Source organism: Candidatus Pelagibacter sp. Uisw_092 (assembly GCF_047729545.1).
GTDB lineage: Bacteria > Pseudomonadota > Alphaproteobacteria > Pelagibacterales > Pelagibacteraceae > Pelagibacter.
Genome location: NZ_CP159824.1, coordinates 929,257 through 954,146 on the forward strand (window position 1 = coordinate 929,257; position 24,890 = coordinate 954,146).

At 29.3% G+C, this 24,890-nt stretch carries 26 protein-coding genes and 1 pseudogene; 4 read left to right on the forward strand and 23 right to left on the reverse strand.

The annotated features are described in order from the left end of the window. Position 1 precedes the first annotated feature (1 nt). From panB to ABXT63_RS05220, 9 genes are read right to left on the reverse strand one after another with little or no spacing between them, the layout of a single operon-like run. Positions 2 to 775, reverse strand: a complete 774-nt coding sequence (gene panB / locus ABXT63_RS05180; protein ID WP_415320522.1) for a 3-methyl-2-oxobutanoate hydroxymethyltransferase — start codon at positions 773 to 775, stop codon at positions 2 to 4. Between the two features lie 46 nt (positions 776 to 821). Continuing rightward, on the reverse strand, positions 822 to 2,387 hold the full coding sequence (guaA, locus tag ABXT63_RS05185; protein WP_415320523.1) for a glutamine-hydrolyzing GMP synthase: 1,566 nt from the start codon (positions 2,385 to 2,387) through the stop codon (positions 822 to 824). Further along, positions 2,377 to 2,814, reverse strand: a complete 438-nt coding sequence (locus tag ABXT63_RS05190) for a tetratricopeptide repeat protein (RefSeq protein WP_415320524.1) — start codon at positions 2,812 to 2,814, stop codon at positions 2,377 to 2,379. Before ABXT63_RS05190 ends, guaA begins: the two co-directional genes overlap by 11 nt. Next, positions 2,814 to 3,890, reverse strand: a complete 1,077-nt coding sequence (gene guaB, locus ABXT63_RS05195; protein WP_415320525.1) for an IMP dehydrogenase — start codon at positions 3,888 to 3,890, stop codon at positions 2,814 to 2,816. Before guaB ends, ABXT63_RS05190 begins: the two co-directional genes overlap by 1 nt. A 37-nt stretch (positions 3,891 to 3,927) precedes the next feature. Next, a complete protein-coding gene (locus tag ABXT63_RS05200) occupies positions 3,928 to 4,539 on the reverse strand; it encodes an RlmE family RNA methyltransferase (protein ID WP_415320526.1) in 612 nt (203 codons plus the stop codon). Beyond that, positions 4,540 to 5,451: a glycosyltransferase gene (locus ABXT63_RS05205; RefSeq protein ID WP_415320527.1), complete on the reverse strand. Its 912-nt coding sequence runs from the start codon at positions 5,449 to 5,451 to the stop codon at positions 4,540 to 4,542. Then, positions 5,452 to 5,802 (reverse strand): hypothetical protein, encoded by a 351-nt coding sequence (locus ABXT63_RS05210; protein ID WP_415320528.1) that lies wholly within the window; start codon positions 5,800 to 5,802, stop codon positions 5,452 to 5,454. After that, complete coding sequence (gene pssA / locus ABXT63_RS05215; RefSeq protein WP_415320529.1) at positions 5,802 to 6,260, reverse strand: CDP-diacylglycerol--serine O-phosphatidyltransferase; 459 nt, start codon at positions 6,258 to 6,260, stop codon at positions 5,802 to 5,804. Before pssA ends, ABXT63_RS05210 begins: the two co-directional genes overlap by 1 nt. A 3-nt stretch (positions 6,261 to 6,263) precedes the next feature. Continuing rightward, positions 6,264 to 6,911, reverse strand: a complete 648-nt coding sequence (locus tag ABXT63_RS05220) for a phosphatidylserine decarboxylase (protein WP_415320530.1) — start codon at positions 6,909 to 6,911, stop codon at positions 6,264 to 6,266. Between the two features lie 77 nt (positions 6,912 to 6,988). Between ABXT63_RS05220 and ABXT63_RS05225 the strand changes: the two genes are divergently transcribed. Then, positions 6,989 to 8,203, forward strand: a complete 1,215-nt coding sequence (locus tag ABXT63_RS05225) for an NADP-dependent isocitrate dehydrogenase (RefSeq protein WP_415320531.1) — start codon at positions 6,989 to 6,991, stop codon at positions 8,201 to 8,203. Here ABXT63_RS05225 and alaS read toward each other — a convergent pair. The 6 genes and pseudogenes from alaS to ABXT63_RS05255 all read right to left on the reverse strand — a co-directional run bounded on the left by alaS (position 8,196) and on the right by ABXT63_RS05255 (position 15,380). Next, positions 8,196 to 10,868 carry an alanine--tRNA ligase gene (gene alaS, locus ABXT63_RS05230; protein WP_415320532.1) on the reverse strand — a complete coding sequence of 891 codons (2,673 nt, stop codon included), beginning with the start codon at positions 10,866 to 10,868 and terminating at the stop codon, positions 8,196 to 8,198. The two genes, ABXT63_RS05225 and alaS, sit on opposite strands and share 8 nt — an antisense overlap. 98 nt (positions 10,869 to 10,966) lie before the next feature. Continuing rightward, positions 10,967 to 12,115, reverse strand: a pseudogene (gene recA / locus ABXT63_RS05235) (recombinase RecA). Positions 12,116 to 12,220: 105 nt separating this feature from the next. Further along, on the reverse strand, positions 12,221 to 13,516 hold the full coding sequence (locus tag ABXT63_RS05240) for a TolC family protein (protein WP_415320533.1): 1,296 nt from the start codon (positions 13,514 to 13,516) through the stop codon (positions 12,221 to 12,223). Further along, positions 13,516 to 14,442: a uridine kinase gene (locus tag ABXT63_RS05245; protein WP_415320534.1), complete on the reverse strand. Its 927-nt coding sequence runs from the start codon at positions 14,440 to 14,442 to the stop codon at positions 13,516 to 13,518. The genes ABXT63_RS05240 and ABXT63_RS05245 overlap by 1 nt, the downstream gene beginning before the upstream one ends. A 6-nt stretch (positions 14,443 to 14,448) precedes the next feature. After that, positions 14,449 to 14,811, reverse strand: a complete 363-nt coding sequence (locus ABXT63_RS05250; protein WP_415320535.1) for a GFA family protein — start codon at positions 14,809 to 14,811, stop codon at positions 14,449 to 14,451. Between the two features lie 11 nt (positions 14,812 to 14,822). Further along, complete coding sequence (locus ABXT63_RS05255; protein ID WP_415320536.1) at positions 14,823 to 15,380, reverse strand: SOUL family heme-binding protein; 558 nt, start codon at positions 15,378 to 15,380, stop codon at positions 14,823 to 14,825. Positions 15,381 to 15,542: 162 nt separating this feature from the next. Between ABXT63_RS05255 and ABXT63_RS05260 the strand changes: the two genes are divergently transcribed. Continuing rightward, on the forward strand, positions 15,543 to 15,938 hold the full coding sequence (locus ABXT63_RS05260; protein ID WP_415320537.1) for a LexA family protein: 396 nt from the start codon (positions 15,543 to 15,545) through the stop codon (positions 15,936 to 15,938). Then, positions 15,916 to 17,196, forward strand: a complete 1,281-nt coding sequence (locus tag ABXT63_RS05265; protein ID WP_415320538.1) for a Y-family DNA polymerase — start codon at positions 15,916 to 15,918, stop codon at positions 17,194 to 17,196. The genes ABXT63_RS05260 and ABXT63_RS05265 overlap by 23 nt, the downstream gene beginning before the upstream one ends. On the opposite strand, the gene ABXT63_RS05270 is transcribed toward ABXT63_RS05265, so the two are convergent. The 3 genes from ABXT63_RS05270 to ABXT63_RS05280 are packed head-to-tail and all read right to left on the reverse strand — an operon-like array spanning position 17,193 to position 20,238. Continuing rightward, the gene (locus ABXT63_RS05270) at positions 17,193 to 17,975 is read right to left on the reverse strand and encodes a hypothetical protein (protein WP_415320539.1); all 783 of its coding nucleotides are present in this window, start codon (positions 17,973 to 17,975) and stop codon (positions 17,193 to 17,195) included. The two genes, ABXT63_RS05265 and ABXT63_RS05270, sit on opposite strands and share 4 nt — an antisense overlap. Continuing rightward, positions 17,975 to 18,847 (reverse strand): glycosyltransferase, encoded by an 873-nt coding sequence (locus tag ABXT63_RS05275; RefSeq protein ID WP_415320540.1) that lies wholly within the window; start codon positions 18,845 to 18,847, stop codon positions 17,975 to 17,977. The genes ABXT63_RS05270 and ABXT63_RS05275 overlap by 1 nt, the downstream gene beginning before the upstream one ends. Then, positions 18,844 to 20,238: a glycosyltransferase family 39 protein gene (locus ABXT63_RS05280; RefSeq protein WP_415320541.1), complete on the reverse strand. Its 1,395-nt coding sequence runs from the start codon at positions 20,236 to 20,238 to the stop codon at positions 18,844 to 18,846. Before ABXT63_RS05280 ends, ABXT63_RS05275 begins: the two co-directional genes overlap by 4 nt. Positions 20,239 to 20,345: 107 nt before the next feature. Between ABXT63_RS05280 and ABXT63_RS05285 the strand changes: the two genes are divergently transcribed. Further along, positions 20,346 to 20,888, forward strand: a complete 543-nt coding sequence (locus tag ABXT63_RS05285; RefSeq protein ID WP_415320542.1) for a TraR/DksA family transcriptional regulator — start codon at positions 20,346 to 20,348, stop codon at positions 20,886 to 20,888. Positions 20,889 to 20,903: 15 nt separating this feature from the next. On the opposite strand, the gene ehuA is transcribed toward ABXT63_RS05285, so the two are convergent. From ehuA to ABXT63_RS05310, 5 genes are all read right to left on the reverse strand, one after another. Continuing rightward, a complete protein-coding gene (gene ehuA / locus ABXT63_RS05290; RefSeq protein WP_415320543.1) occupies positions 20,904 to 21,692 on the reverse strand; it encodes an ectoine/hydroxyectoine ABC transporter ATP-binding protein EhuA in 789 nt (262 codons plus the stop codon). Further along, positions 21,693 to 22,370, reverse strand: coding sequence for an ectoine/hydroxyectoine ABC transporter permease subunit EhuD (gene ehuD / locus ABXT63_RS05295; RefSeq protein WP_415320544.1), 678 nt, complete (start codon positions 22,368 to 22,370; stop codon positions 21,693 to 21,695). It abuts the gene before it with no gap. 1 nt (position 22,371) lies between these two features. Continuing rightward, the gene (gene ehuC / locus ABXT63_RS05300; protein ID WP_415320545.1) at positions 22,372 to 23,043 is read right to left on the reverse strand and encodes an ectoine/hydroxyectoine ABC transporter permease subunit EhuC; all 672 of its coding nucleotides are present in this window, start codon (positions 23,041 to 23,043) and stop codon (positions 22,372 to 22,374) included. A gap of 79 nt (positions 23,044 to 23,122) precedes the next feature. After that, on the reverse strand, positions 23,123 to 23,974 hold the full coding sequence (locus tag ABXT63_RS05305; protein WP_415320546.1) for a transporter substrate-binding domain-containing protein: 852 nt from the start codon (positions 23,972 to 23,974) through the stop codon (positions 23,123 to 23,125). 107 nt (positions 23,975 to 24,081) lie between these two features. Next, on the reverse strand, positions 24,082 to 24,873 hold the full coding sequence (locus tag ABXT63_RS05310) for an MOSC domain-containing protein (RefSeq protein ID WP_415320547.1): 792 nt from the start codon (positions 24,871 to 24,873) through the stop codon (positions 24,082 to 24,084). Between the last annotated feature and the right edge of the window lie 17 nt (positions 24,874 to 24,890).

Here is a 24,890-nt window from a genome sequence, read left to right on the forward strand (position 1 = left end):
CTTAATAACTATTAATTTTCTTTGGAAATTTTTTATTTTTAACTTCATTTTTAAATCTAATTATAGCATTATTTATTTGTTTTGTAATATTTGCAAACTTTTTAACAAACCTAACCTTAATAAAATTTAATCCTATCAAATCATCAGTAACCAAGACTTGGCCGTCGCAATAAACTGATGCTCCTATTCCAATCGTAGGTATCTTTATATTTTTTGTAATCTCTTTTGCTAATGAACTTTCTACACATTCTAGTACAATGGAAAAAACACCTAATTCATCTAAAATTTTAGCATCTTTTAAAAGACTATTTCTTTCTATTGTTTTTTTTCCTTTAGCTTTAAAATTTTTGGCTGACTGAGGAAGAATTCCTAAGTGCCCCATTACTGGAATTTTATTTTTAATGAGTGTTTTAACTATATTATATATCTTTTTACCGCCCTCTAACTTAACTGCATCACATTTTGTTTTTGAAATAATTACTTTTGCATTTTTTAAAGCTTCTGAGCTATTTCTATAAGTGTTATGTGGCATATCAACAACCATAAGGCTTTTTTTTACTCCCATTCTCACACTCTTAGAATGTTCAATCATTATATCAAGTGTTACACTTTTCGTTGATTTGTAATTATATAAAACAGATCCTAATGAGTCTCCAACTAAAACAATATCACAATGTCTATCTATAATTTGAGCAATATTTTTAGAGTATGCTGTCAAACAAATAATCTTAGATCTATTTTTTTTTTTAAGTATTTTAGAAAATTTGTTATTCATTAGTATATCGCCTATTTTCGTATGGATTATATTCTATAATGAATAATTACTCTAATTCAATAGTGCTTGGTGGCTTTGAAGTAATATCATAAACTACTCTATTAATTCCCCTTATGTTGTTAATAATTTGATTAGAAATTGATTGCATAAAACCTTTAGGAAAGTCAAAAAAATCAGCTGTCATTCCATCTTCAGATGTAATGGCTCTTAATAAACAAATATGCTCATATGTTCGATTATCCCCCATTACACCAACAGTTTTTACAGGAAGTAAGGCTGCATAAGCTTGCCAAATTTTATGATACAATCCATGATCTCTTAAAGCCTTAATAAAATAAAAATCTGCTTCTTTCAAGATTTTAATCTTTTCATTATTTATAATACCTGGCATCCTAATGGCTAAACCAGGACCAGGAAATGGGTGTCTAGATATTATATCTTTTGATAGTTTTAGTTCTAGTCCTAATTTCCTAACCTCATCTTTAAATAAAAATTTAAGAGGTTCAACTAATTTTAATTTCATTCTCTTGGGTAGACCTCCAACATTATGATGAGATTTTATTTTTGATGTTTGACTACCAGTTACTGATTTACTTTCGATTAAGTCAGGATAAAGAGTTCCTTGTGCAAGGAACTTTACATTTTTAATTTTTTTTGCATATCTTTCAAATATTTTAATAAATAAATTTCCTATGATTTTTCTTTTTTTTTCTGGGTCAGAAACATTTGTAAGTTTTTTAATGAATTCTTTTTCAGCATTAACATACAATAAATTCATTTTTAATTTATTTTTGAAAGTATTCACTACTTGTGTTTCTTCATTTTTTCTCAAAAGACCATTATTAACAAATATGCATGTTAAGTTTTTACCTATGGCTTGACTCAGAAGTTGGGCAACTACACTACTATCAACTCCACCCGATAGACCACAAATTACTTTGTTGTTACCAACTTGATCTTTAATTTCTTTTATTAGTTTTAACTTTTGATCCTTAGATGACCAATTTTTTTTAATCTTACATATGTGAAAAAGAAAATTATGTAATAAAACTTTTCCTTTAGGAGTGTGAGTTACTTCTGGGTGGAACTGAACACCATAGAAGTTATCTTTTGAATTTTCTATTATTGTTAATTTAGAGTTTTTTGTTGAAGCTACTACTTTAAAATTTTTAGGCATTTTAGACACTTGATCAGCATGACTCATCCAAACATTGTTAGAATTTTTTTTGTTAAAAAAGTTTTTTGTTAAAATACTATTTGATACTTTATTAATCGTTGCAAGGCCAAATTCTCGTTGTTTTGATTTTTTAACCTTTCCACCTAATTCTTTTGATAGTATTTGATGTCCAAAGCATATGCCAAGCACTGGTATACCCAATCTTAAAATTTTTTTATCAAACTTGAATTTATTATTTTCATAAACATTGAGAGGGCCACCTGAAAAAATAATACCCCCTATATTTGCTTGAATGATTTCACTGATATTAATTTTTTTATGACTGATAATTTCCGAAAAAACACCTAATTCCCTTATTCTTCTCGCTATTAATTGTGTAAATTGAGACCCAAAATCTATTATAAGAATTTTGCTTAAATTTTTACTAAGACCCATTTTTTGGTTCCAAATTTTCTAATGATTCTAGAATTAAGGTTTTTTTATCACATAGCTTATTGCAGAATTTAGAAAAATTTTCAGCTAATTCTTTAACTTTTGAATAATTAGACTTTTTAAGTTCAATTTCCATTAACAAATAATTTGCTTCTTCATTTTTTGGATTTAATAAAAGTACAGTATTGATATTTTTTTGCTCTTCTTTCTTATTATCTTCAAATCTATAAATTTTAGCTAGATATAAATATGAGTCCTGATCTTTAGGGTTAAAAACAACACTTCTTTGAAATAAAAATTTAGATTCTTCATATTTTTTCTCATTATATTTAATTTTTCCTTCTTCAAAAAAAGAATTTTCTGCTATCGCAGAACTTAATAAACTTAAGGATATAAAAAAAAAAGTGACTAAATTAATTATTTTTATCATTAATATTTATTATCATTTTTTATTTCATCAACATTATGAACCATACTTTCATAAAAACCAGCTTTAGTTATTTTTACAAAATTAGGTTTATTTTTGAGATTGGGCACTTTCTTTGCGCCAAGGTATCCCATAGATGACTTCAGCCCACCTACCAATTTATAAATTATAGTTTTAACATCACCTTTATATTTTGCAAAACCTTCCACACCTTCAGGTACATACTTAGATGCATCTTTTTGCTTAATCTGAAAATATCTATCAGCAGATCCTTTGTTCATTGCACCAACAGAACCCATTCCTCTAAAGCTCTTAAATAATTTTCCATTTTTTTTAATAATTTTTCCAGGTGTTTCTGAACTACCTGCAAATAAGGACCCTATCATCACAGCATCTGCTCCAGCAGATAACGCTTTAGCAATGTCACCTGAATATTTAATTCCTCCATCTGAAATGATTTTTGCTTTACTATTTTTGACACATTTATTTACTTCAAGTATTGCACTTAATTGTGGCACGCCAATGCCTGCTACTAACCTAGTTGTACAAATTGACCCTGGCCCAATTCCAACTTTAACAATATCTACACCTAATTTTATTAAAAATTTTGCAGCTTCAGCTGTTGCTATATTTCCTGCACATAATGTTGTTTTACTAGTTTTCTTTTTTTTTATTTCTTTAATTATTTCTGCAACTTTTTTACTGTGCCCATGTGCTGTGTCTACTACAATCAAATCTACTCCTTCTTTTAAAATTGCTCCTGCTCTTTTAAGCTCTAATTGACCAGCTCCAACTGCCGCCCCAACTAATAATTTTAATTTTTTTACTTTTTTAATTTCTTCAATTTGTTTTTTAATATCTAGGTTTCTATGTATAACTCCTATACCTCCAGCTTTCGCAATAGCTATAGCCATTTTACTCTCAGTAACTGTATCCATTGCAGAAGATAATAAAGGTATTTTTAGTGTTAAATTAGTAGATAATTTTGTGCTTGTGTCTACATCAGAGGGTAAAACTTCTGAGTATTTAGGTGTCATCGTCACATCATCAAAGGTAAGTGCTTCTTTTATAGGATCCATAATAATTTATATATGATTCTTTTTAAAATTAAAGTCTCTATCTTAAAGTTTTACAAATAATAAAACTTTCTTTAGATTCTTTTCTACTAGCTTTTGGCTTAAATACCTTCACTTCTTTAAAAATTTTTTTCCCTAAGGCAACTATCTCATTAAATGATGAGCCTAGGAAAATTTTAGAAACAAAGTGTCCATTTTTAACTAGCATTTTTTTGGCAAAGTTCATTGCTTCCATTGCCAATTCACCTGTATAAATTGCATCTATATCCTTTATACCTGTTGTGTTAACAGCCATGTCAGATACGACAACATCAACTTTTGATTTAAAAAAACTCTTAATCTTATTTTGAGAATCTATTTCTGTAAAATCACCTTTAATTAGAATTGTATTGTCTATTTCCTCCATACTCTTTAAATCGATTGAAACTAATCTTCCACTCTTTACTGTTCTTGCAATATATTGAGACCAGCTACCTGGTGATGCGCCTAAATCGATTATAGATATTCCATTTTTTAATATCTTAAACTTTTCATCAATTTCTATTAATTTATACGCTGACCGTGCCCTATAACCATCTACTTGGGATTGCCTAACATAAATATCTCTTTTTTGTTTATTAATCCAATTCTTAGAAATTCTATTTTTTTTCAATTAAAAACCAAATCTTAAACTTTTAGATAATAAATTTTTTTGGATAGATTGAATCTTAATTTTAACTTCTTTATTCAGTCTCATGTCCTTATCACCATCCCAAATTCCTGCTGCTAAGTGCATAATTCCTATTTTATAATTTGGTAGATAGGGCTCAACAAAAGTATTTTGAACTTCATCAAATTTAGGTAATAAATTACTAGCAATCCAATTACAATTTAATGGTAAAAATTCAGTGCTTAAATCATCTATATATACTGACATATTAATAGCTAAACCCTCTGAACCAAAAATATTTCCTGACTTTAGAGTTATTTCAAGATTTTTTTGCCACGATTTCCATCCAGGTGAATTTTTTTCTAACGAGAAGACACCGATGTTTATATGTGGAGCAAAAGCTAGTTTTCTTGCTTTTGATAGTCCAATTTTAGATTTAACTGCATGTTTAAAATTTTGAGATTTTATTATTGCTACTTTTCCAAATAACCAATTAACTTTGGACATTATCTTATAACCAGGTCCTAAAGTTTGAGTAATTCCTAATTTTCCATTTTCACAAGCTTTAAAATATAATTCAACAGAGTCCCAGTCGTTAACCCATGCATCACAATCTATCCATAAATATTTTTCATAATTAGGAAAATATTTTGGCAGGAAGGCTCTTGATACTTGGCTTTTTAACCATTCCTTTCCTTTAACTTTGATTGCTGGAACTTTTATATCCCATTCAGCCGACTTAATTTCATCAACTTTTTTTGATAATATTATTTTTTGTTCTTTTGTAAGTCCGGCATCTAAAATACAGATTGCTACATCTCTGCTTTTTTCAAATTTTTTGATAGAATCGACTAATTCATTGAGTAAATCGAAGTAGTTTGAATCAGCCAATGAAACTATTACATTTTTTTTCATTTACAAAATATCTTCTAAATCATCACCTTCATTTATGTCAGTCATGATATTTTTTTCTTTTTTTATTTTTTTATAATGAAAATAGCTTACTGGAATTAGGCATAAATATAAAGAAATGCTGAATGTTAGAACTTTAAATGTAAACACCAATAATGCACCAAAAAATAAAACTATTCCAAATAATAAAAATTTAGTCATAGCTCTTGGTATAACTATTTTTTTAAATGAATAAGTTGGGACTGTACTTATCAATAATATTGAAGTTGTAACAAAAAATAATGGTACCAATAAATCATAATCTATTCTAAAAAAAAATTTCTCTAATCCACTAAAGCTTAATACTAAGGGCATTAAAACAATGATCCCCCCGCAGGTGCTGGCACACCTTCAAAATAATTATCTCTCCAAGATGGTTCTTCTTCAGAATTGACATTAAATCTTGCAAGTCTTAAAGCGACACAAACTACGTACATTAAGCAAATAAACCATCCCAATTTCTCTAGGTATTGTAAATTCCAAAAATACATTATAAATGCAGGTGCAACTCCAAAACTAATTACATCTCCTAATGAATCAAGTTCTTTACCCATTTTAGATGTTCCCTTTATTAATCTTGCTATTCTACCATCCAACGCATCCATCAAACCTGCAAACAATATTGCAACTATAGCAAGTGCAAATTTTCCATCTAAAGCAAATTTGATAGAAGTTAAACCAATGCAAACTCCTAATAAAGTAATTGCATTAGGAAGTATCATTCTTGTTTTTTTATCAGAAACTATTTTAAAATTATTTTTGGGCTGCTCCATAAGCTACCTTTTTGCTAATAATGTTTCACCAGCAATTGTCTTTTGTCCAACTTTTACTAAAGTCTTATAATTTTCAAAGTAAACATCTGCTCTACTTCCAAATCTGATCATTCCAATTCTTTCACCTTGATGCAGCTGCTGATCTTTGGATGACTCACAAACAATCCTTCTTGCTATTAAGCCTGCAATCTGAACTACAATAATGTCTTCTCCTTGGATATTTGTTATTTTATAATAATTTCTTTCATTGTCTTCACTAGCTTTATCAAGTGATGCATTTAAGAATTTTCCTGGCTTATAAATTATTTCTGAAATGTTACCACCACATGGTGTTCTATTTACATGGCAATCAAAAACATTCATGAAAATACTAATTTTAGTAAATTTTCTACCCTCTAAATTTAACTCTTTTGGACCGTCTACTTCATGAACCATTAAAACTTCACCATCTGCTGGGCTTGTTAAGTAGTTTTCATCATTTATTGAAATTCTTTCTGGGTCTCTAAAAAAATAATAAACCCATATAGACAAAACTAAACCAATCAACCCAAGGAAAATATTTAAGAAATATAAAAAGATTGTTATAAGAATAGCTATAGCTATAAATTTATATCCTTCAGAATGAATTTTTGGGAAGATTTTTTCGAACATAAGCTTCTATTTGATAATTTTTTATTTATATGTATATAAAGCACTAAATTACAATTACTAATATATATTATTCATTTATGTCTAAAATAAACGTTAAAAACTCAATTGTTGAACTAGATGGTGATGAAATGACAAGAGTCATTTGGGAATTCATTAAGAGTAAACTAATTTTACCTTATTTAGATTTAAATATTGAATATTTTGACCTTGGTATGAAAAGCCGTGATGATACTGATGACCAAATAACAATAAATTCTGCTAAGGCTATTAAGAAGCACAATGTTGGAATTAAATGTGCAACAATTACACCTGATGAGGCTCGTGTTGATGAATTTAAACTAAAAAGAATGTGGAGATCGCCAAATGGAACTATTAGAAATATTCTTGGTGGAACGGTTTTCAGAGAACCTATTATTTGTAAAAATATACCAAAACTTGTTCCAACCTGGACGGATCCTCTAATTATTGGAAGACATGCTTTTGGTGATCAATATAGAGCAACAGACTTTAAAGTTCCTGGAAAAGGAAAAATGGAAGTTAAGTGGACAGCAGAAGATGGTAGTGATGAAATTAAATATGAGGTTTTTAATTTTCCAGGGCCAGGGATTGCTCTATCAATGTACAACTTAGATAAATCTATAGAAGACTTTGCAAGATCTTGTTTTAATTATGGTATAATAAAAAAATGGCCTGTTTATCTTTCTACAAAAAATACTATTCTTAAAATTTATGATGGTAGATTCAAAGATATCTTTCAAGAAATTTTTGATGCTGAATTTAAAACTAATTTTGAAAAACTAAATATTACATATGAGCATAGACTCATTGATGACATGGTTGCTTGTGCCATGAAATGGAGTGGTAAATACATTTGGGCTTGTAAAAACTATGATGGTGATGTGCAATCGGATACTATAGCACAAGGATATGGATCTTTAGGTTTAATGACAAGTGTACTTCTTGCTCCTGATGGAAAAACTATGGAAGCAGAAGCTGCACATGGAACGGTTACAAGACATTATAGAATGCATCAACAAGGTAAAGAAACCTCAACCAATCCTATTGCATCAATTTTTGCTTGGACTAGAGGTTTGGCTCACAGAGGGAAATTAGATAGCAATGAAGATTTAATTAAATTTTCAACTACATTAGAAAAAGTTTGTATAGATTGTGTTGAGAATGGATCGATGACAAAAGATTTGGCAATCTTAATTGGTCCCTCTAGCAACTATTTAACTACTAATCAATTTTTAGATCAGTTAGATGGCAAACTTAAGAAAAAGCTTAATTAATTAATTTTTTAATATTTTCAAAAGATTCTTCAATTTTATTTGGCAATGTTCCTCCTGCTTGTGCAAAGTCAACTCTTCCACCACCACCTTTTCCACCTATAACCTCTGAACCAGCTCTAACAATTTTTACTGCATCAAATTTATTCTCTAATATTTTGGTAACACCCACAGCCAATCCAACCTTATTATCATTGATTGCATAAATTATTACCAACCCTTCTCCGATTTCTTTTTTTCCATCATCAATCAATTTACGTAAATCTTTAAATGGTAAATCTAAAATTTTTTGAAATCTAACCTTAATTCCATTAATAATTTGATCACTAATTTTGTTCTTTTTTTTATCTTTTAAAATTGTTCCAACTGAAAGTTGATTAAGTTGTCTATTAAGATCTTTTATCAAGACTGCTTGATCATTATTTTGAAAATTAGGTTTTCCACCTAATTTAGTAATTTTTATTGTAAGTTCTTTTATAATTTTTTCATTTTTTTGCTCTGATATGCTGGACTGTTTTTCTTTATCTTTTAAAAAGTGTTCTAGTTGTGTGTGTCTTAAAGCTTCAATTCTTCTCACACCAGCCGCTATAGAAGATTGGTTTATTATCTTAAATTTTCCAATATCCCGTGTATTTAAAACGTGTGTTCCTCCACATAACTCTGTTGAAAAAAATTGACCTCCCTCTTCTTCTCCCATAGATAAAACTCTAACTTCATCACCATATTTTTCTCCAAATAATGCAAGTGCACCATTTTCAACAGCTTCTTTTGCTGTCATTATCCTTGTTTTAATAGCTGAACTCTTTTCAATTATTGAGTTAATGTTAAATTCAATCTTTTTAATCTCTTCTTCTGAAATAGGCTTCATATGACTAAAATCAAATCTTAATCTTTCAGGCTGAACTAAAGATCCTTTTTGAGTTACATGGTCTCCCAAAACTCTTCTTAATGACTCGTGTAATAAATGAGTAGCAGAATGATAGGCTCTAATATTATTTCTTCTTTGAGTATCTATTTTTAATTCAACACTATCATTTATTTTAATTGAACCTTTTTTTACTTTTCCATAATGTATAAATAAATCTCCTAGTTTTTTTTGAACATCCAAAACTTCAAACTCAAAATTTTCATTAAAAATTTTTCCTATATCAGCTACTTGTCCCCCTGATTCTGCATAAAAAGGTGTTTGATTTACAATTATAATTCCTTCTTCATTTTCTTGAAGATCCTGTACCTCTTTATTATCCTTAAGTATTAAAGTTATTACACCTCCTGTTTTATCTGAAGTATATCCTAAAAAATCAGTAGCACCTAAACGATCTTTTATATCAAACCATATTTGATCAACCGAACTATCACCTGAACCTTTCCAATTTTTTTTTGCTAATTCTTTACTTTCTTTCATTAGTAAATCAAATTTCTTATCGTCAACTGTTAGTGATTTATTTTTCAAAATATCTTCAGTTAAGTCTAATGGAAAACCAAATGTATCGTAGAGTTTAAAAGCAACCTCTCCTGGCAATACTTTTTCTACTTTTTCTATTTCATCATTTAATATTTTTATTCCTCTATCTAATAAAACTAAAAATTTTTCTTCTTCTGTTTTTAGAGTTTCTTTTATTAATGACTGTGCCCTTTCTAGTTCAGGGTAATTGCTAGACATCTCTTCTAATAATGTTTTAAAAATATCATAGAAAATTGGTTTCTTGGAGCCCAGTAAGTGTGAATGCCTCATTCCACGTCTCATGATTCTTCGAAGTACATACCCTCTACCTTCATTTGAGGGTAAAACTCCTTCTGCTAATAAAAAAGAGCTTGCACGCAAATGGTCAGCTATCACTCTGAAACTAGATTGATTAGTTTTGTCTACTTTAACATTTAATGAATCTGCTGCTGATTGAATTAGCTTTTTAAAATGATCTGTTTCATAATTATCGTGAGTTCCTTGTAGTAATGCTGTAATTCTTTCAAGCCCCATACCCGTATCTACAGATGGTTTTGGTAGATTAATTCTTTTATCTTTTGAAATTTGCTCGTATTGCATGAATACCAAATTCCAAATCTCAATAAATCGATTGCCATCTTCATTTTTGGTGCCAGGTAACCCACCTTCTAAATGACCTCCATGGTCATAAAAAATTTCTGAACAAGGCCCACAAGGGCCAGAGTCACCCATTGACCAAAAATTATCAGATGTTGCTATCTTGATTATTCTATCATCACTAAAACCAGCTATTTTCTTCCAATAATTAAAGGCTTGCTCATCATCATGGTATACAGTCACATAAAGTCGATTTTTATCAATTCCAAATTCTTTAGTTATCAAATTCCAAGCATAGAAAATTGCTTCTTCTTTAAAATAGTCTCCAAATGAAAAATTTCCGAGCATTTCAAAAAATGTGTGGTGTCTTGGTGTATAACCTACGTTTTCAAGATCATTATGTTTTCCACCAGCCCGTACACATTTTTGTGAGGTGGTTGCTCTAATATATTCTCTTTTCTCTAATCCAGTAAACACATTTTTGAACTGCACCATACCAGAATTTGCAAACATTAATGTTGGGTCGTTATTTGGAACTAAATTACTAGACTCAACTATCTTGTGATCATTTTTTTTAAAATAATCTAAAAAAGTGTTTCTTATTTCGTTTAAAGATTTGTCAGCCATATTTTTAAAATACAGCTTTTTTATTTGATGTCTATATAAGTGTATGGGAAAAAAGGCGCTTAAATTAAGCGCCTTTTAATAATTAAAGATGACTTTAACTAATTCTTTTTTGGTGAAGTTTCATCTGTCTTGATTTCCACATTAGGGTCCTCTATTTGATCTTTTGCAGCTTTTTCTGGATCAAGTGGATTTCCTTCAATTTTTTTTGCTATTACTCCAGCTTTTTCTCTTATTGCCATTTCTATTTCGGCAGCAATCTTTGGGTTTTGCTCTAAATAAATTTTAGCATTTTCTCTACCTTGACCAATCTTTTCACCTTTATAAGCATACCAAGCTCCAGATTTTTCAACAATGTCAGCTTTAGCACCTAGGTCAACTAGTTCGCCTACTTTACTAATACCTTTGCCGTACATTAGGTCAAATTCAACAACTTTAAATGGTGGTGCTACTTTATTTTTAACCACCTTAACTCTTGTTGAATTACCAATAATCTCATCTCCATTTTTGATTGCACCAATTCTTCTGATATCCATTCTAACAGATGAATAAAATTTAAGTGCATTTCCACCTGAAGTAGTTTCTGGACTTCCAAACATAACTCCAATTTTCATTCTAATTTGATTGATGAAAATCATCATAGTATTTGTACTTGAGATTGAGCCTGTTAACTTTCTTAAAGCCTAACTCATTAATCTTGATTGAAGTCCTACATGGTGATCTCCCATTTCTCCTTCAATTTCTGCTCTAGGAGTTAATGCCGCAACTGAATCAACAACTATTACAGAAATAGATCCTGATTTAATTAATGTATCAGCTATTTCTAAAGCTTGCTCACCAGTATCTGGCTGTGAAATTAATAATTCTTCAGTATCCACACCAAGTTTTTTTGCATAAATTGGATCTAAAGCATGTTCCGCGTCTATAAATGCACATATTCCACCTGTTTTTTGAGCTTCAGCTAGCACTTGTAGGGCTAAGGTTGTTTTTCCAGATGATTCTGGGCCATAGATTTCAACAACTCTTCCTTTGGGTAAGCCACCTATTCCAAGTGCCACATCTAAACTTAAAGAACCTGTTGATACTGATTCAATATCCATTGCTCTTCTTTGGCCAAGCTTCATAACGGAGCCTTTTCCAAAATTATCTGTAATCTGGCTCATTGCCGCTTCTAAAGCTTTATTTTTTTCACTACCTTCTGATTGTTGTGCTTTTGTCGATTTAACTACTTTTAGGTTGTTTTTAGTCATTTTATGCCTTTTTTATTAAATAATTAGTATTCGAATCTTGTTTTAAATGTACACATTTTGTTCTTATTATCAATAGTTAATTTTTTATTTGTAAAATTGGCTTTATTACTTAAGTTTTAGATGGCTGCTATTTAATAAACCAATAGACTTTAGAACATTAAATTGGGCAAGTAGATAGTTTCTTTCAGAATTTACTAAAGTAATTCTTGAGCTTAGTAAAATAGAGTTAGATTGAATAACATCTAGGGTAGACCTTCCAAGTCCAGACTCATATTCAACTGTTATTCCTTCATTTGCAATCTCAGCTGCCTTAACTTGAGACTTAACTGAATTTAATAAACTTTTTGAAGATTGGAGTGTGGACCAAGAGATTGTTACATTACTATTATTGTTTTTTGTAGCATCGTTTAATAATAGTTTTTTTCTATTTTGTAAGTTTCGACTTTTATTCAATGAGGCTATATTTTTTCCACCTGAATATATTGGCCATGTGATAGATGCACTCCAAATATTCTTATTACGCTCGTCGTATATTGAGCTTAAATCTTGAGATCTAGAATTTTCATAAGATAGTTTTGCAGAAGGTGATAAATCTGATCGAGAAATAAGTACCTCCTTTGTTGATTGTTCATATTCTAACTTTGCTATAATTAATTCAGGATTATATTTTTTTGAAGCATCAATCGCACTGTTCAAGCTGATTGGAAGCATAAGATCAATATCAAGGTTTTTATTTAAACTATTTATATCCATAATTGGTCCAATCACATTTTCATAGTTTAACTTTTTAGATATAATTTCATTTTGAGATTGAATAAAATTTGCTTGAGCTCCAGCTAATGAAGACTCAGATTGAGCTAAGTCAGATAAAGTAATTTGTCCTCTTTCAAGTCTTACTCTATTGGTTTCAACTTGTCGTTCTAATAAATTAAGATTACTTTGATTAATTTTTAATTTTTCATTAGCTAATATTAAGTCTGAATAAGCTTCAATTGCTTTTAATAATACTTCTTGTTCTTTTTTTAATAGTTTTGTTCTTGCAAGGCTGATTCCAATTTCATTTTTTTTTAGATCTGCATTTCTTCCAAGGTCTATTAAAGTTTGTTCAATTTTTATAGATTGAGTGAAGGGGTCGACATCGTTAACTGCTACTTCTGCTCCTGTTCTATCTGTTAATTTACTTGTGTCTTCTTGACTTTTACTTCCAGAAATTGTGACTGAAGGCAAATAGTTACTTTTTGAAATTTTCAAATCTTCTTTTGAAATATTAATATTTTCTCTCTCAGCATTTAAGTTAGTATTATTTTTATAAGCTTCTGTTAGTGCTTCAAATAAAGTTACTGCTAAGACTTGTTGGTTTAAGAATAAAATAGAAAATAGAATTAGAATTATTTTTTTCATTATTTCTTTAGTTTTATCTTTTCAATTTGATGATTGCTATCTAAATTCATTATTATAGATGAAATTTTTAAAGCATCTTTAAACATTTGTTGGGTAATTCTTTGATAGGTTTGCATAAAATTTTTTACATCTCCACTACTCATAATTTTCAAGTTCTTCTTGTTTTTTGTTTGTACCCAAAGTTTTCTCTCTTGTTTTAATCTCCAATTTCTCAATAGATTAAAATTTTTAGCCTTTAAATAAACCAATTCATCTAACTGTTTAAATAATGACTTATATTTTGTTTTCAATTGGTTATTAACGTGAGATCTCCATTTAATACCTTGATCATAAACCTTCTCAAGTGAATTAATTGGTTTCTTAAGCTGACTTACTTTTTGAGCTCTTGCGCCAACGCACCAGCCTTCAAAAATTACCACGTCTGGTTTAGATTTAAGTTTATACCACAGACTTTTTTTACAACGATCATCTATTGCTTTATTAAACTTAGGAACTGTTAGATTTTTAAAGTTCTTTGACTTAACATTTTTAAAAAATTTTAAGATTAAATCCACGTCATGAGTTCCTGGAACTCCTCTTGTTATTAATAAAGGATGCTTATTTTTAGATAATAATTTTCTATCTTTTCTTGTCTTATAAAAATCATCAATTGAGACTTTAAAAACTTTTAATTTAAAATACTTTTGTAGAATTAAAGTTAAAATTGATGAGATAGTAGTTTTGCCTGAACCTTGACCACCTGCCAAACCAATCATTAGTGGGGTTTTTTTTTTTGCTCGCTTTGCTATCCAAAAACTTACTGGAATTAAAAAAGATTTAATCATCTTGTTTTTATTTTTAAATTTATCCTTCTTTGTTTCTTGAGATGAGATAAATTTAAGACAATCTTTTTTTGTTTTAACAAAACAATCGTTGACTTGTTGCATAGAAAATTATTTTTTATCTAGGGGATGGTTTTGACCATTATTTACAGTAATATCTTTTAAATCAAAAGTATTTATTTCATCTATACATCCAAGATTGAATCCTGTCATCGCTGGATTAGCTCTTGGGTTATGATGTGTGTAAATTCCACAGTCAGAACAAAAATAGTGTTTAGCAACTTTAGAATGAAACTGATAAAGTTTTAGTTTATCTTCACCTTTAGTAATTTTAAAATCTTCATTTTTAACCATTGACATAGTTGCATTTCTTCTTTTACAAATTGAACAATTACATTGTAATACTTTTTGTAAATCTCCATCTAAATTTATTTCTGCTTCTACTTCTCCACAATGGCATGTTAATTTTTTCATTTATATTTCTCCTATAGGTTTATATCAATTTTAAACATAACTTCATTTCTTCTAAGCTTAGGTAGCGTAAATGGTCTATTATAACTTGCTCTAATTGGAGAGCTTATTATTAATATCTTGTCTGCTCTTAAATAACTTTTTAAAAGGATTTTATGTCTTTGGAAAGATGCAGTATTGTCTGAACCAGAGTATTTAATGACAGCATAATAACCACCTTTAATATTTATGATTTTTACATCTGAGTTAGATGGACTTGGTGTGTTATATTTTTTAAATTTTGAAGGTAAGTAAAATTGCATGGTCATGCTTCCATTTTTTTCTACTTGAGTAACAGGTGTTGTCATTTTAATTTTTCTATTGCCCTTGTTGTTACCAGAGATATATTTAAATAATCTTTTAAAACCACTATTTTGATCAGAGGTTTCAGTTTCAATAACCAATCGATCGGGATACTTTCTAATTTCATAAATTTTACTTTTGCTAACTGTTGTATATTTCACTTCATCAGCTGCCATAACACTAGAAACTACAATTAAACTTAAGATATAAATTGATAAAATTTTTCTCATTTTATTTTAGTTAAACTATCTCTGGTTGAAGTTATCCACAAGAGCACAAAATGTATTTTCAATGTTCACGTTTTGATTCACTTTTGATTCAGTTCTAGACTCAAAATACAACCTCTTGCGTGTACTATATAACTAGTCTATAAATAAGAACAAAATAAGAACATGAAACTAACTATTCCCTTTTATCTGCATAAAGCAGGTGCAGGTTTCCCCTCTCCTGCAACAGATTACATTGAAGAAGATGTGGATCTTAACGTTCATCTAATAAAAAATGTTCCAGCAACGTTTATCATTAGAGTTCAGGGGAAATCGATGACCGATGTTGGTATTTACGATGGCGACTTATTGGTTATTGATAGAAGTTTAAAACCTAAAAATTTTTCGACTGTTGTTGCAAATGTTCATGATGAATTAGTTGTTAAAAGTTTTGTTAAATCAAGAGATGGGCAATTTTTAACATCAGGTTCAAAAAATATTGAAGATAAAATAATTATTGGAGATGAAACAGAAGTATTCATTTGGGGGGTTGTGACTTATGTCATCCATTCAACGTACTAAAAAAATAGCACTAGTAGATTGTAATTCATTTTATGTTTCTTGTGAAAGATTATTTAACCCTAAAATTAGAAATAAACCTGTAGTCGTTTTATCTAATAATGATGGTTGCATCATATCAAGATCTACTGAAGCAAAAGCACTTGGTATAAAAATGGGAGAACCTTATTTTAAAGCTAAAAATATTATACTTAAAAATAATGTTTATGTATTTTCTTCAAACTATTCTTTGTATGGAGATTTATCCAGGAGAGTAATGAGAACTCTAAAAAGATTTAATCCAGTTTTAGAAATATATTCTATAGATGAAGCTTTTTTAGATTTGAGCAACTATCCTGATGATGAGGTTGAAAATGTTGGAAAAGAAATTAGAAGTATTGTTTTACAATGGACGGGCATACCAACAAGTATTGGTATTGCTAAGACAAAAACACTAAGTAAGATTGCAAATCATATAGCAAAGAAAAAACAATCTGGAGTTACTAACTTAATAGGTGTTGAAAATATTGATCTACTATTAGAAAAAATAGATATTAATGATGTGTGGGGAGTTGGTAAACAGCTTACTAAGTTTTATCATCAAAATGGAATTTATAATGCCAAGCAATTAAAAAATATGTCAAATACTTGGATTAAAAAAAGTTCTAATGTTTTAAGCTCTAGGACAGCACTAGAACTTAGGGGTATTCCTTGTATTCCTTTAGATTTAAAAGGCTCAAAAAGAAAAAGCTGTGTTGTGTCAAGGTCATTTGGTACAAGAGTTGAAAAATTTCAAGAACTACAAGAAGCAGTTGCAAGTTATTGTTTAAATGCTTCAGAAAAAATTAGATCAGAATCTTTAATAGCAAAATCGATAACCGTTTCTGTTAGAACAAGCCCCTTTCAAAATAGAGGCGTATATTATTCAAATGCTAAAACTATAGATTTTCCAATAGCTACTAATAATAGTATTGAAATAGTTAAAACTGCTTTAGTTGCATTAAAAGAAATTTTTATTAATGGATATAGATATCAAAAAGCAGGAATAACATTGACTGGTTTAATTAGTTCAGATGGTAGCAAAAACTTATTTTCATCAGAAAAAGATGAAAAAATTAAAGGTTTAATGAGATCTATTGATAGTACAAACTATAGGTATGGTCGATCGACACTAATTTTAGCTAGTGCTGGAGTGGACAAGAGGTGGAACATGAGAAGAGATCACTCTTCAAAGATAGATACGGCTGACTTTTATTCATTACCAATAATAAAGGCTATTTAATCAAATATTGCTTTTACATCACCAAATGCTGACGATGTAACTTCAATTACTTTTTTTTCATTAATTGGAACTGGAAACCCATACGCACCAGTTAATATCAAATCACCTTTTTTTAAAATATTATTTATTTTAGTTTGCTCATTAACTAACCAAGTTACTTCAGATAACATATCATGAGGCCATTTTTTATTGGACCAGGCATCTACTATTTCTTTATCATAAATAAGTTTTAGGTTAGTAGATTGATTACTTTTAGGAAATTTAGTTTCAGGTCCTAAAATAACTCCAGCATGAATGGCGTTATTTGCAAGAAGCTCAGCTCCATGAGGAGTATCTCCATAAAAAACTAAATTATGAATCTCTATTAAGGGGTAAATTGACTCAATAGATTCTAGTATATATTCAAAAGAAATAAGTTCAGGTTTTAAGTCACGATTTAATATAATTCCAAATTCTGCCTCCATAGCAGGGTTTGAATAATCTTTTTTATCTAATAATACTCCACTAGTATGTAATTCCTTTTGCCAAAGTGTTCCCCAGGCAGGTTGTGTAAGACCCATTTTCTTTTGAGTTTCTTTCAAAACACATCCTATCTTATAACCAATTATTTCTTCTCCCCTTTTTTTTCTTAATTTAGAAACAGTTGATTGGATAAATGAGGCTTCAGTATTGCTTATCTTTATTTTGCTTTTAAATATTGCTCCAGGGTCTTTTGAGTCATAATCTTCTAAAATTTTTTGTGCAAATAGATCAATATCCTTGTTAGTTAACACAGACATTACTTAAGTGTGTCTATTTTTTTAATATTATCTAAAGAGTTGTTAAATTCTGATATGTTTTCTCTTCTAGATAATATGATCACTGAAACCATCATTATGATAACTCCAATGACAGGTATTAGTGTAATAGTTGATATTCTACCAACTACTAAAAATAAATAGACAATTAAAAAAACTAAAGATCTAATTAATAAAGTTATTTTAAAAACTGCAATAATTGAAAGAGAATGTTTTAATAGATTAATAAAGCTCATTTTAGAAGGACCAAAATACCTTGTGCCCCTTTCAGATGGAATGGATTTTCTATCTTTTACTATTTTTGCTAATGATCCTGAAAAACTACTCCATGTTGCAGGCTCATTAACCATTTCATTAACTACAGACTTAGGAAGGCATGTATAATTACCATATTTGATTGTTTGTCCTGTAAAAACAAGAGTCAAATACTTATGGGCTAAATAGCAAAATTTAAATATGAATCCTTCAGATCTTTTTACTCTTTCAGCTGTAATAACTGTATCTGAAATTTCTTTAATTTTTTCAATTAATAAACTAAGTTCTTCTGGTCTATCCTCTCCATCACCATCCATTGGAATTACATAATCAAATTCTTCTTTTTCATTAATATGTTTTAACCCAGCAGCATTACACCTTGCATGCCCCCTATTTTCTTTCATATTTATGACTTGAATTGATTTTAGATTATCAAAATTAACTAATAACTCTGGCCTATTTTCGGTGGATGCATCGTTGACTATTATTACTGAAAACTCACCATCTAATGTTGAAACTTCTGAATTAATATTTTCTAATAATTTAAAAACTGACTGCCAATCATTATAAATAGGTATTAATATCTTTATTTTACTCATTTAGTTCTTCCAATCATTACAATTTGAGGGTCCATATTAAAGCAATGTTTTTTGCCAGATCCCTCAAAAGATTCAAATTTTTCATTCTTACATGGCTTAAGTTTGTTTCCTATAAAAATAGATCCTAATCCATTAGTATCCATACCATTCCAAACTGGTCGAGATTTTAAATGGTAAGATAAATTACCTGCAAACCACTCATCACCAATTGCAAACTTAATTCCCTCTATAAAATTTTTATCCCATTCATTTTGAACTTTTTTTGCTATTTCTTTTCCAGGATAATCTGTTCTTTTATCCGTTTGAGTAATTGAAATATAAGCATAAGCAAAAGGTGAAAAGATAAATAAAATTAAAAATGCTGATAAGAATCCATTTAACTTTTTTAAATTTATTTGTGCTTGGAACACATAGACAATTAATACACCAAAGAATAAATAAAATGGAGTCATCCACATTGTTCTTATTTTAGATCCAGTTAACATTGAAGTTAAGAACATTAACCCTATTGGAATTAAATTAACAAATATCAAAAACAGTAATTTTTTATCCTTTAAATAAATTTTAAATTCAAATTTTTGAATTAAGAAGAATGACATAATTAAAAATGGAATTAATATTCCAGTTTGTTTACCTAAAAATATTAATGGGTAAATTATATGATCTAATAAGCTTGAGTTTTCTAAACCTGCTCTAGCCAATCCATAAGTGATAGTTACATAATCATTATTTGTTAACCAAATTAGATGCGGAACTAATAAAATAATAAAGACTTCTAGAGAAATTAAATATTTAAAATCAAATTTTTTATATTTTTTTATAAAAATTGCATAAAAAAATAATAGATCTATTGTTATTAAAAGATAAATAAAAAGATATTTTGATAAAAAACCTATGGCTGAAAATACTCCTAGACAAAAACAATCCTTGAATGTTATTTGTTGTCTATTAAATAATTTCCAAGAATAATAAACGCATAAAGCCCAGAAAGGTAATTGACAAACATTTACATTGAACTCTGGAGTAGTAAAATTATAAAAATAAATACCTTCAAGTAAAAGAACTGAAATTAAGCTTAAAGTTTTATTTTTAAATATCTCTTCAGCAAATTGAAATACAACAACAAAAGCTATAATTACAAATATTTGACTTAACAAATAATATGCCCAATCCTGTGCACCAAAAATTTGATAAAAAACTTCAAGAAAAAAAGCAACAGCTGGTGGATGTTTGTTAAAACCCCAATCTAAATTGCTGCCCCATGCTAAATGTTCAATGGTATCAAGTGGTAAATTATTATTTGTTAATGATGGAATTAATGTCCATAAAATTAAATGAATTGTAATAAAACTGTAAAATAATTTATTTATATTTATTTTATCAAAACTCATAATCAACTTATATTATTACTGTTTAATCCTGTCTAAATTTATATGAATTAACCATGCTTGACAGCTAATAATTGCTGAATATACTGCGGCCACTTAAATTTAAATATATGCCTAAAATCATAAAATCATCTGCTAAAAAAACAGCAGTTAAAGCAAAGAAGCTTCCAATCGCTAGTAAAAAGCCTGCTAAGATAATAAAAAAATTTGATAATGCTGAAAAAAAAGTAAAGGCACCAATTAAAATTTCTAAAAACTATATTCCTAAAGATACTGAAAAATACATGTGTGATAAGCACTTATCCTTTTTTAAAATAAAACTTACAGAATGGAAAAAAGAATTAGTAAAAGCAAATAATGAAGCCCTTTACCATGGCTCAATGGATGATAATAGTGTATCAGCAGATATTGTTGATCAGGCAAGTTCTTACACTGATAAAGCAGTAGAAATGAAAGCAATTAACAGACAAATAAAATTAATTTCTAAAATTGATCAAGCTTTATTGCGTGTTAGAGATGGAGTTTATGGTTTTTGTGCAGAGACAGCAGACCCAATTGGATTAAAAAGATTAATGGCAAGACCTGTTGCTGAACTTTGTATAGCAGCTCAAGAGAAGCATGAAAAAGAGGAAAAAGTATATGCTGACGATTAAAGTTTAGGTCTTTTCTTAATTTGCATCAAGAACAGCATGTAAAAATTGTTTTGTTCTTTCATTTTTTGGATCATCAAATAATTGTTCTGGTGGACCTTGTTCAAAAATTTTTCCTTCATTAAAAAAACATACACGATCTGATATTTCTTTAGCAAAACCCATCTGGTGTGTAACCATAATCATAGTAAGATCATGCTCTTTATTCAAAGATCTAATTACATTTAAAACTTCACCAACAACTTCAGGGTCTAGTGCAGAAGTAATTTCATCTAACAGCATAACCTTTGGTCTCATGGCTAAAGCTCTAGCTATTGCAACACGTTGTTGTTGACCACCCGATAATCTTGAAGGATGTTCATCTTTTTTATCTGATAATCCTACTAAATCTAATAAATCTAATGCTCTTTCCTCAGCCTCTTCTTTTTTCATGCCAAGTACTTCAATTGGAGCCTCAATACAATTTTGAAGAGCAGTCATATGAGGAAAAAGATTAAACTGCTGAAACACCATTCCTATTTTTGATCGTCTTTCTCTTAAATATTTTTCGTTAGCGACAACTAAGTTTCCATTTTTATCAGGCATGTGAGTTAATGGTTCATTTTCTAAATGAATTACACCTTTATCAATTTTCTCTAAAGTCATCAAAGCTCTTAATACAGTTGTTTTACCTGATCCCGATGGGCCAATAATTGAAACCATTTCATTTTTTTTTATTTCCAAATTAAGCCTATCTAGAACAACAAGATCTCCGTATTGTTTTGTAACATCAGAAAATTTTACCAAAGTATCATTAGTATCATTCATTTAATTTTTTACCTTTCCTTGTGCTTTGTTAACTGTTTTTTCTAATTTTCTAATACCCATTGCTGCAGGTATAGACAAAATTAAGAAAATAATTCCAACCATAGTATATGGTTCTAAATAACGATAGTGATACCCACCTACTGCTGTTGCTGCGTGAAACAATTCTGCAACTCCAATAGTTGATAATAATGGGGTATCTTTAAAAATTCCCACTAGATAATTCCCCATTCCTGGAATTGCTATAGGAAAAGCTTGAGGAAAAATTATTTTTTTATAAGTGTATATTGTGGAAAAATTTAACGCTCTACAAGCTTCCCACTGAGATTTGGGAACTCCCTCTAATGCTCCTCTATAAACCTCTGAAAGATATGTTCCAAAATGAAGTCCTATAGTTATCATTGCCGACACCCAAGCAGATAAAACTATACCAAATTGAGGTCCTACAAAGTACACAAAAAATAATTGAATAAGAAGTGGAGTTGAACGAATAAATTCTACTATTTCTCTAACTATAATATTTACAAACTTGTAAGGTGTTCGTTGACCTAATAAAAACAGCATACCTACTACAACCGCTATTGCATAACCTATTCCAGCAGCCATTATAGTGTTTAAGGTTGCCCATAACATTTTAGGTAATATTTGATAAGCAAAATCCCATTTCCATTCTGCATCCATATTATATCTTCTCCTTTCCTACTTTTCTTGCAGCAAGAACCTCTAACCAACGTAAAAAAGGGACAAGAAAAAATCTTGATATAATATAATATATTATAAGTGCAGTTCCAAAACATTGCGCAGATAACCATGTAATAGAATTAATTTGTTTTGCTTCAAATGTTAAATCAACAACAGTTACTAGCGCAACTAGTGCAGTAGCTTTTAAAAGTTCTACTGTCAAGTTTGCTGCTGGTGGAAGTATAATTGGAAAAATTTGTGGTATAATAATCCTTCTCATTCTTTTTGCTGGACTAAAGTTTAGAGCATAAGCTCCTTCCCATTGACCTTTTGGTACTGCTATTATTCCACCTCTTACTATTTCGGCTCCATAAGCACCAAAATTCATCCCTATAGCTACAACACCTGAAGTGAATGCTTCAAGAGACATACCAAAAAAAGGTAAAACATAGTAAACCCAAAATAATTGAACCATTAAAGAGGTTCCTCTAAAAAATTCTATATAAATAGTTGCAGCACCTTGAATAATAGAATTATTTGACACTCTCATTAGGCCGAAAATTATTGAAATTATTACATAGAGAATGGTGGCACAAATTAACACCTTAACTGTAGTAACTGTTCCTAACAATAAAGTAGACCCATGTTCTGCTAAGAATGAAAAATAACTCACTTTTAAAACCCTTAATTAAATTTAAAAAAAATCAGGCGACTTTTATTCATCGCCTGATTAAATTAATTTATTAATAATATTACTTAGTTGAACAAGCCCACTCAGTGCTCATTGAAGGAGGTGGTAGTTGAGCCTTATCATAACCATACTCACCAGCTCTCTCTAACATTTTTGCTGGGTTAGCCATAACTTTTGCTAAAGCTGTATTGAAATTATCTCTAAATTCAACATCACTTTTTCTAAAGCCAATACCAACTACATTTAAAGTTTCTTTAGGCATTAATTTAGGGTCAGTCACTTCAAACATACCGTTACTTTTTGCTTCATGTTCTTTTGCACCAAAGAATGTTTGAACAGCAACATCAGCTCTTCCAGCTTTCATTGCAGCAAGAATTCCAACTTCACCTTCAACTAACATCATTTGACTTTCAGGAACACCATACTTTTTAGCAGCTTCAACAGTGTTAAATCCAGCACCAGTAACAAGTTTTGCACCAGTTCTAATAACATCTGCATAATTGTTAATTCCCATAGGGTTACCTTTTGGAACCATCATGGCATCACCAAAAACACCTATAGGATCAGAAAAGTTCATGTTTGCACATCTGCTTTTTAGAATATACATACCACCAGTAACCATATCTGAACGATTTGCATTTAATCCGGGTATTAATCCAGACCATTCAAAAACTTTAGTTTCAGTTTGATCTTCTGTAATTCCCATTTCTTCAAGAACAGTTAAAGCTATCATGTTAACAAATCCTAAAGCTTGACCGTTATCTCCTGCATAAGCCCACGGCACTGCAGTTCCAAAACCAAGTCTTAACTTGTCACCACCTTTTAATTTACTAGTTAACGTTTCAGCGCTAACTGCAGTAATACTAAAAAGAATTACAAGAAAGACTCCAATTGATTTTAAAAATCTATTCATTTTTTTTCCTCTATTTAAGTTTATTTTAATAATTAAAACAAAATTGAAGTTGTTTGTACATCAAAAAAAATAGATACAACTTAAAGTTGCTTAATAAAATATTTATATTAATTAATTATCTGAACTTTATCACTTAATTTAATTTCACCGTCATCAAGTGCAGTCAAATAAACTCCCATTTCAAAATGATTATAAGTTTTTTTTAATGACTGAAGTAAATTTAAAGAATTGTCATCTGTGTTTGGTTTTAGATTAATTGCAACACATCTTGGTATGTTTTTTTCAACTTTAAAAGAAACACCATTGATTTTAACAATTTTTCCGATCCATTCTCGTTCTTTCCATGGTTCAACTCCATTAATATGAATGTTGCCTCTAAATCTTTGAGCCTCAATTTTTTGATTAATTTTATTCTTAAAATCCTCAATACTCTTATTATTTAAAAGAGATACCGAATGAGATAAAACTGTTTTATTTGATATCGATGTATCAAAAAAAGGAAGGTCTTTATTTTTCATTAATACTATTGGTTTTTTAAGGGAATTTTCTAATTCTAAGATTTTATTTGAAAGTAAGTCATATTCATTCATTTCATTTACATTAATTGTTAAAATTTTCTCATTTTTAAAAGTTAATGTTAATTTATTTTCAACAAATAAAAAATTATACTTATTCAATACTGGAGAGTTTTTTAGAGTTAAAATTTTATTCCATTTTCCTCTTCTTTCTTCAGGATTTTTTTCAAATAGCTTTACTTGTTCTAAATCTAAATCTTTAGCAAATGCAAAAATTCTATCTCCTATAATTCCAATATCTTTTTTAATTTCACACTTATCAATAGTTTGAAATGATATGGATTTAACTGGACAATAATTTATTGAAGAAATAGTTACGCTCATATAATATTTTTAAATAA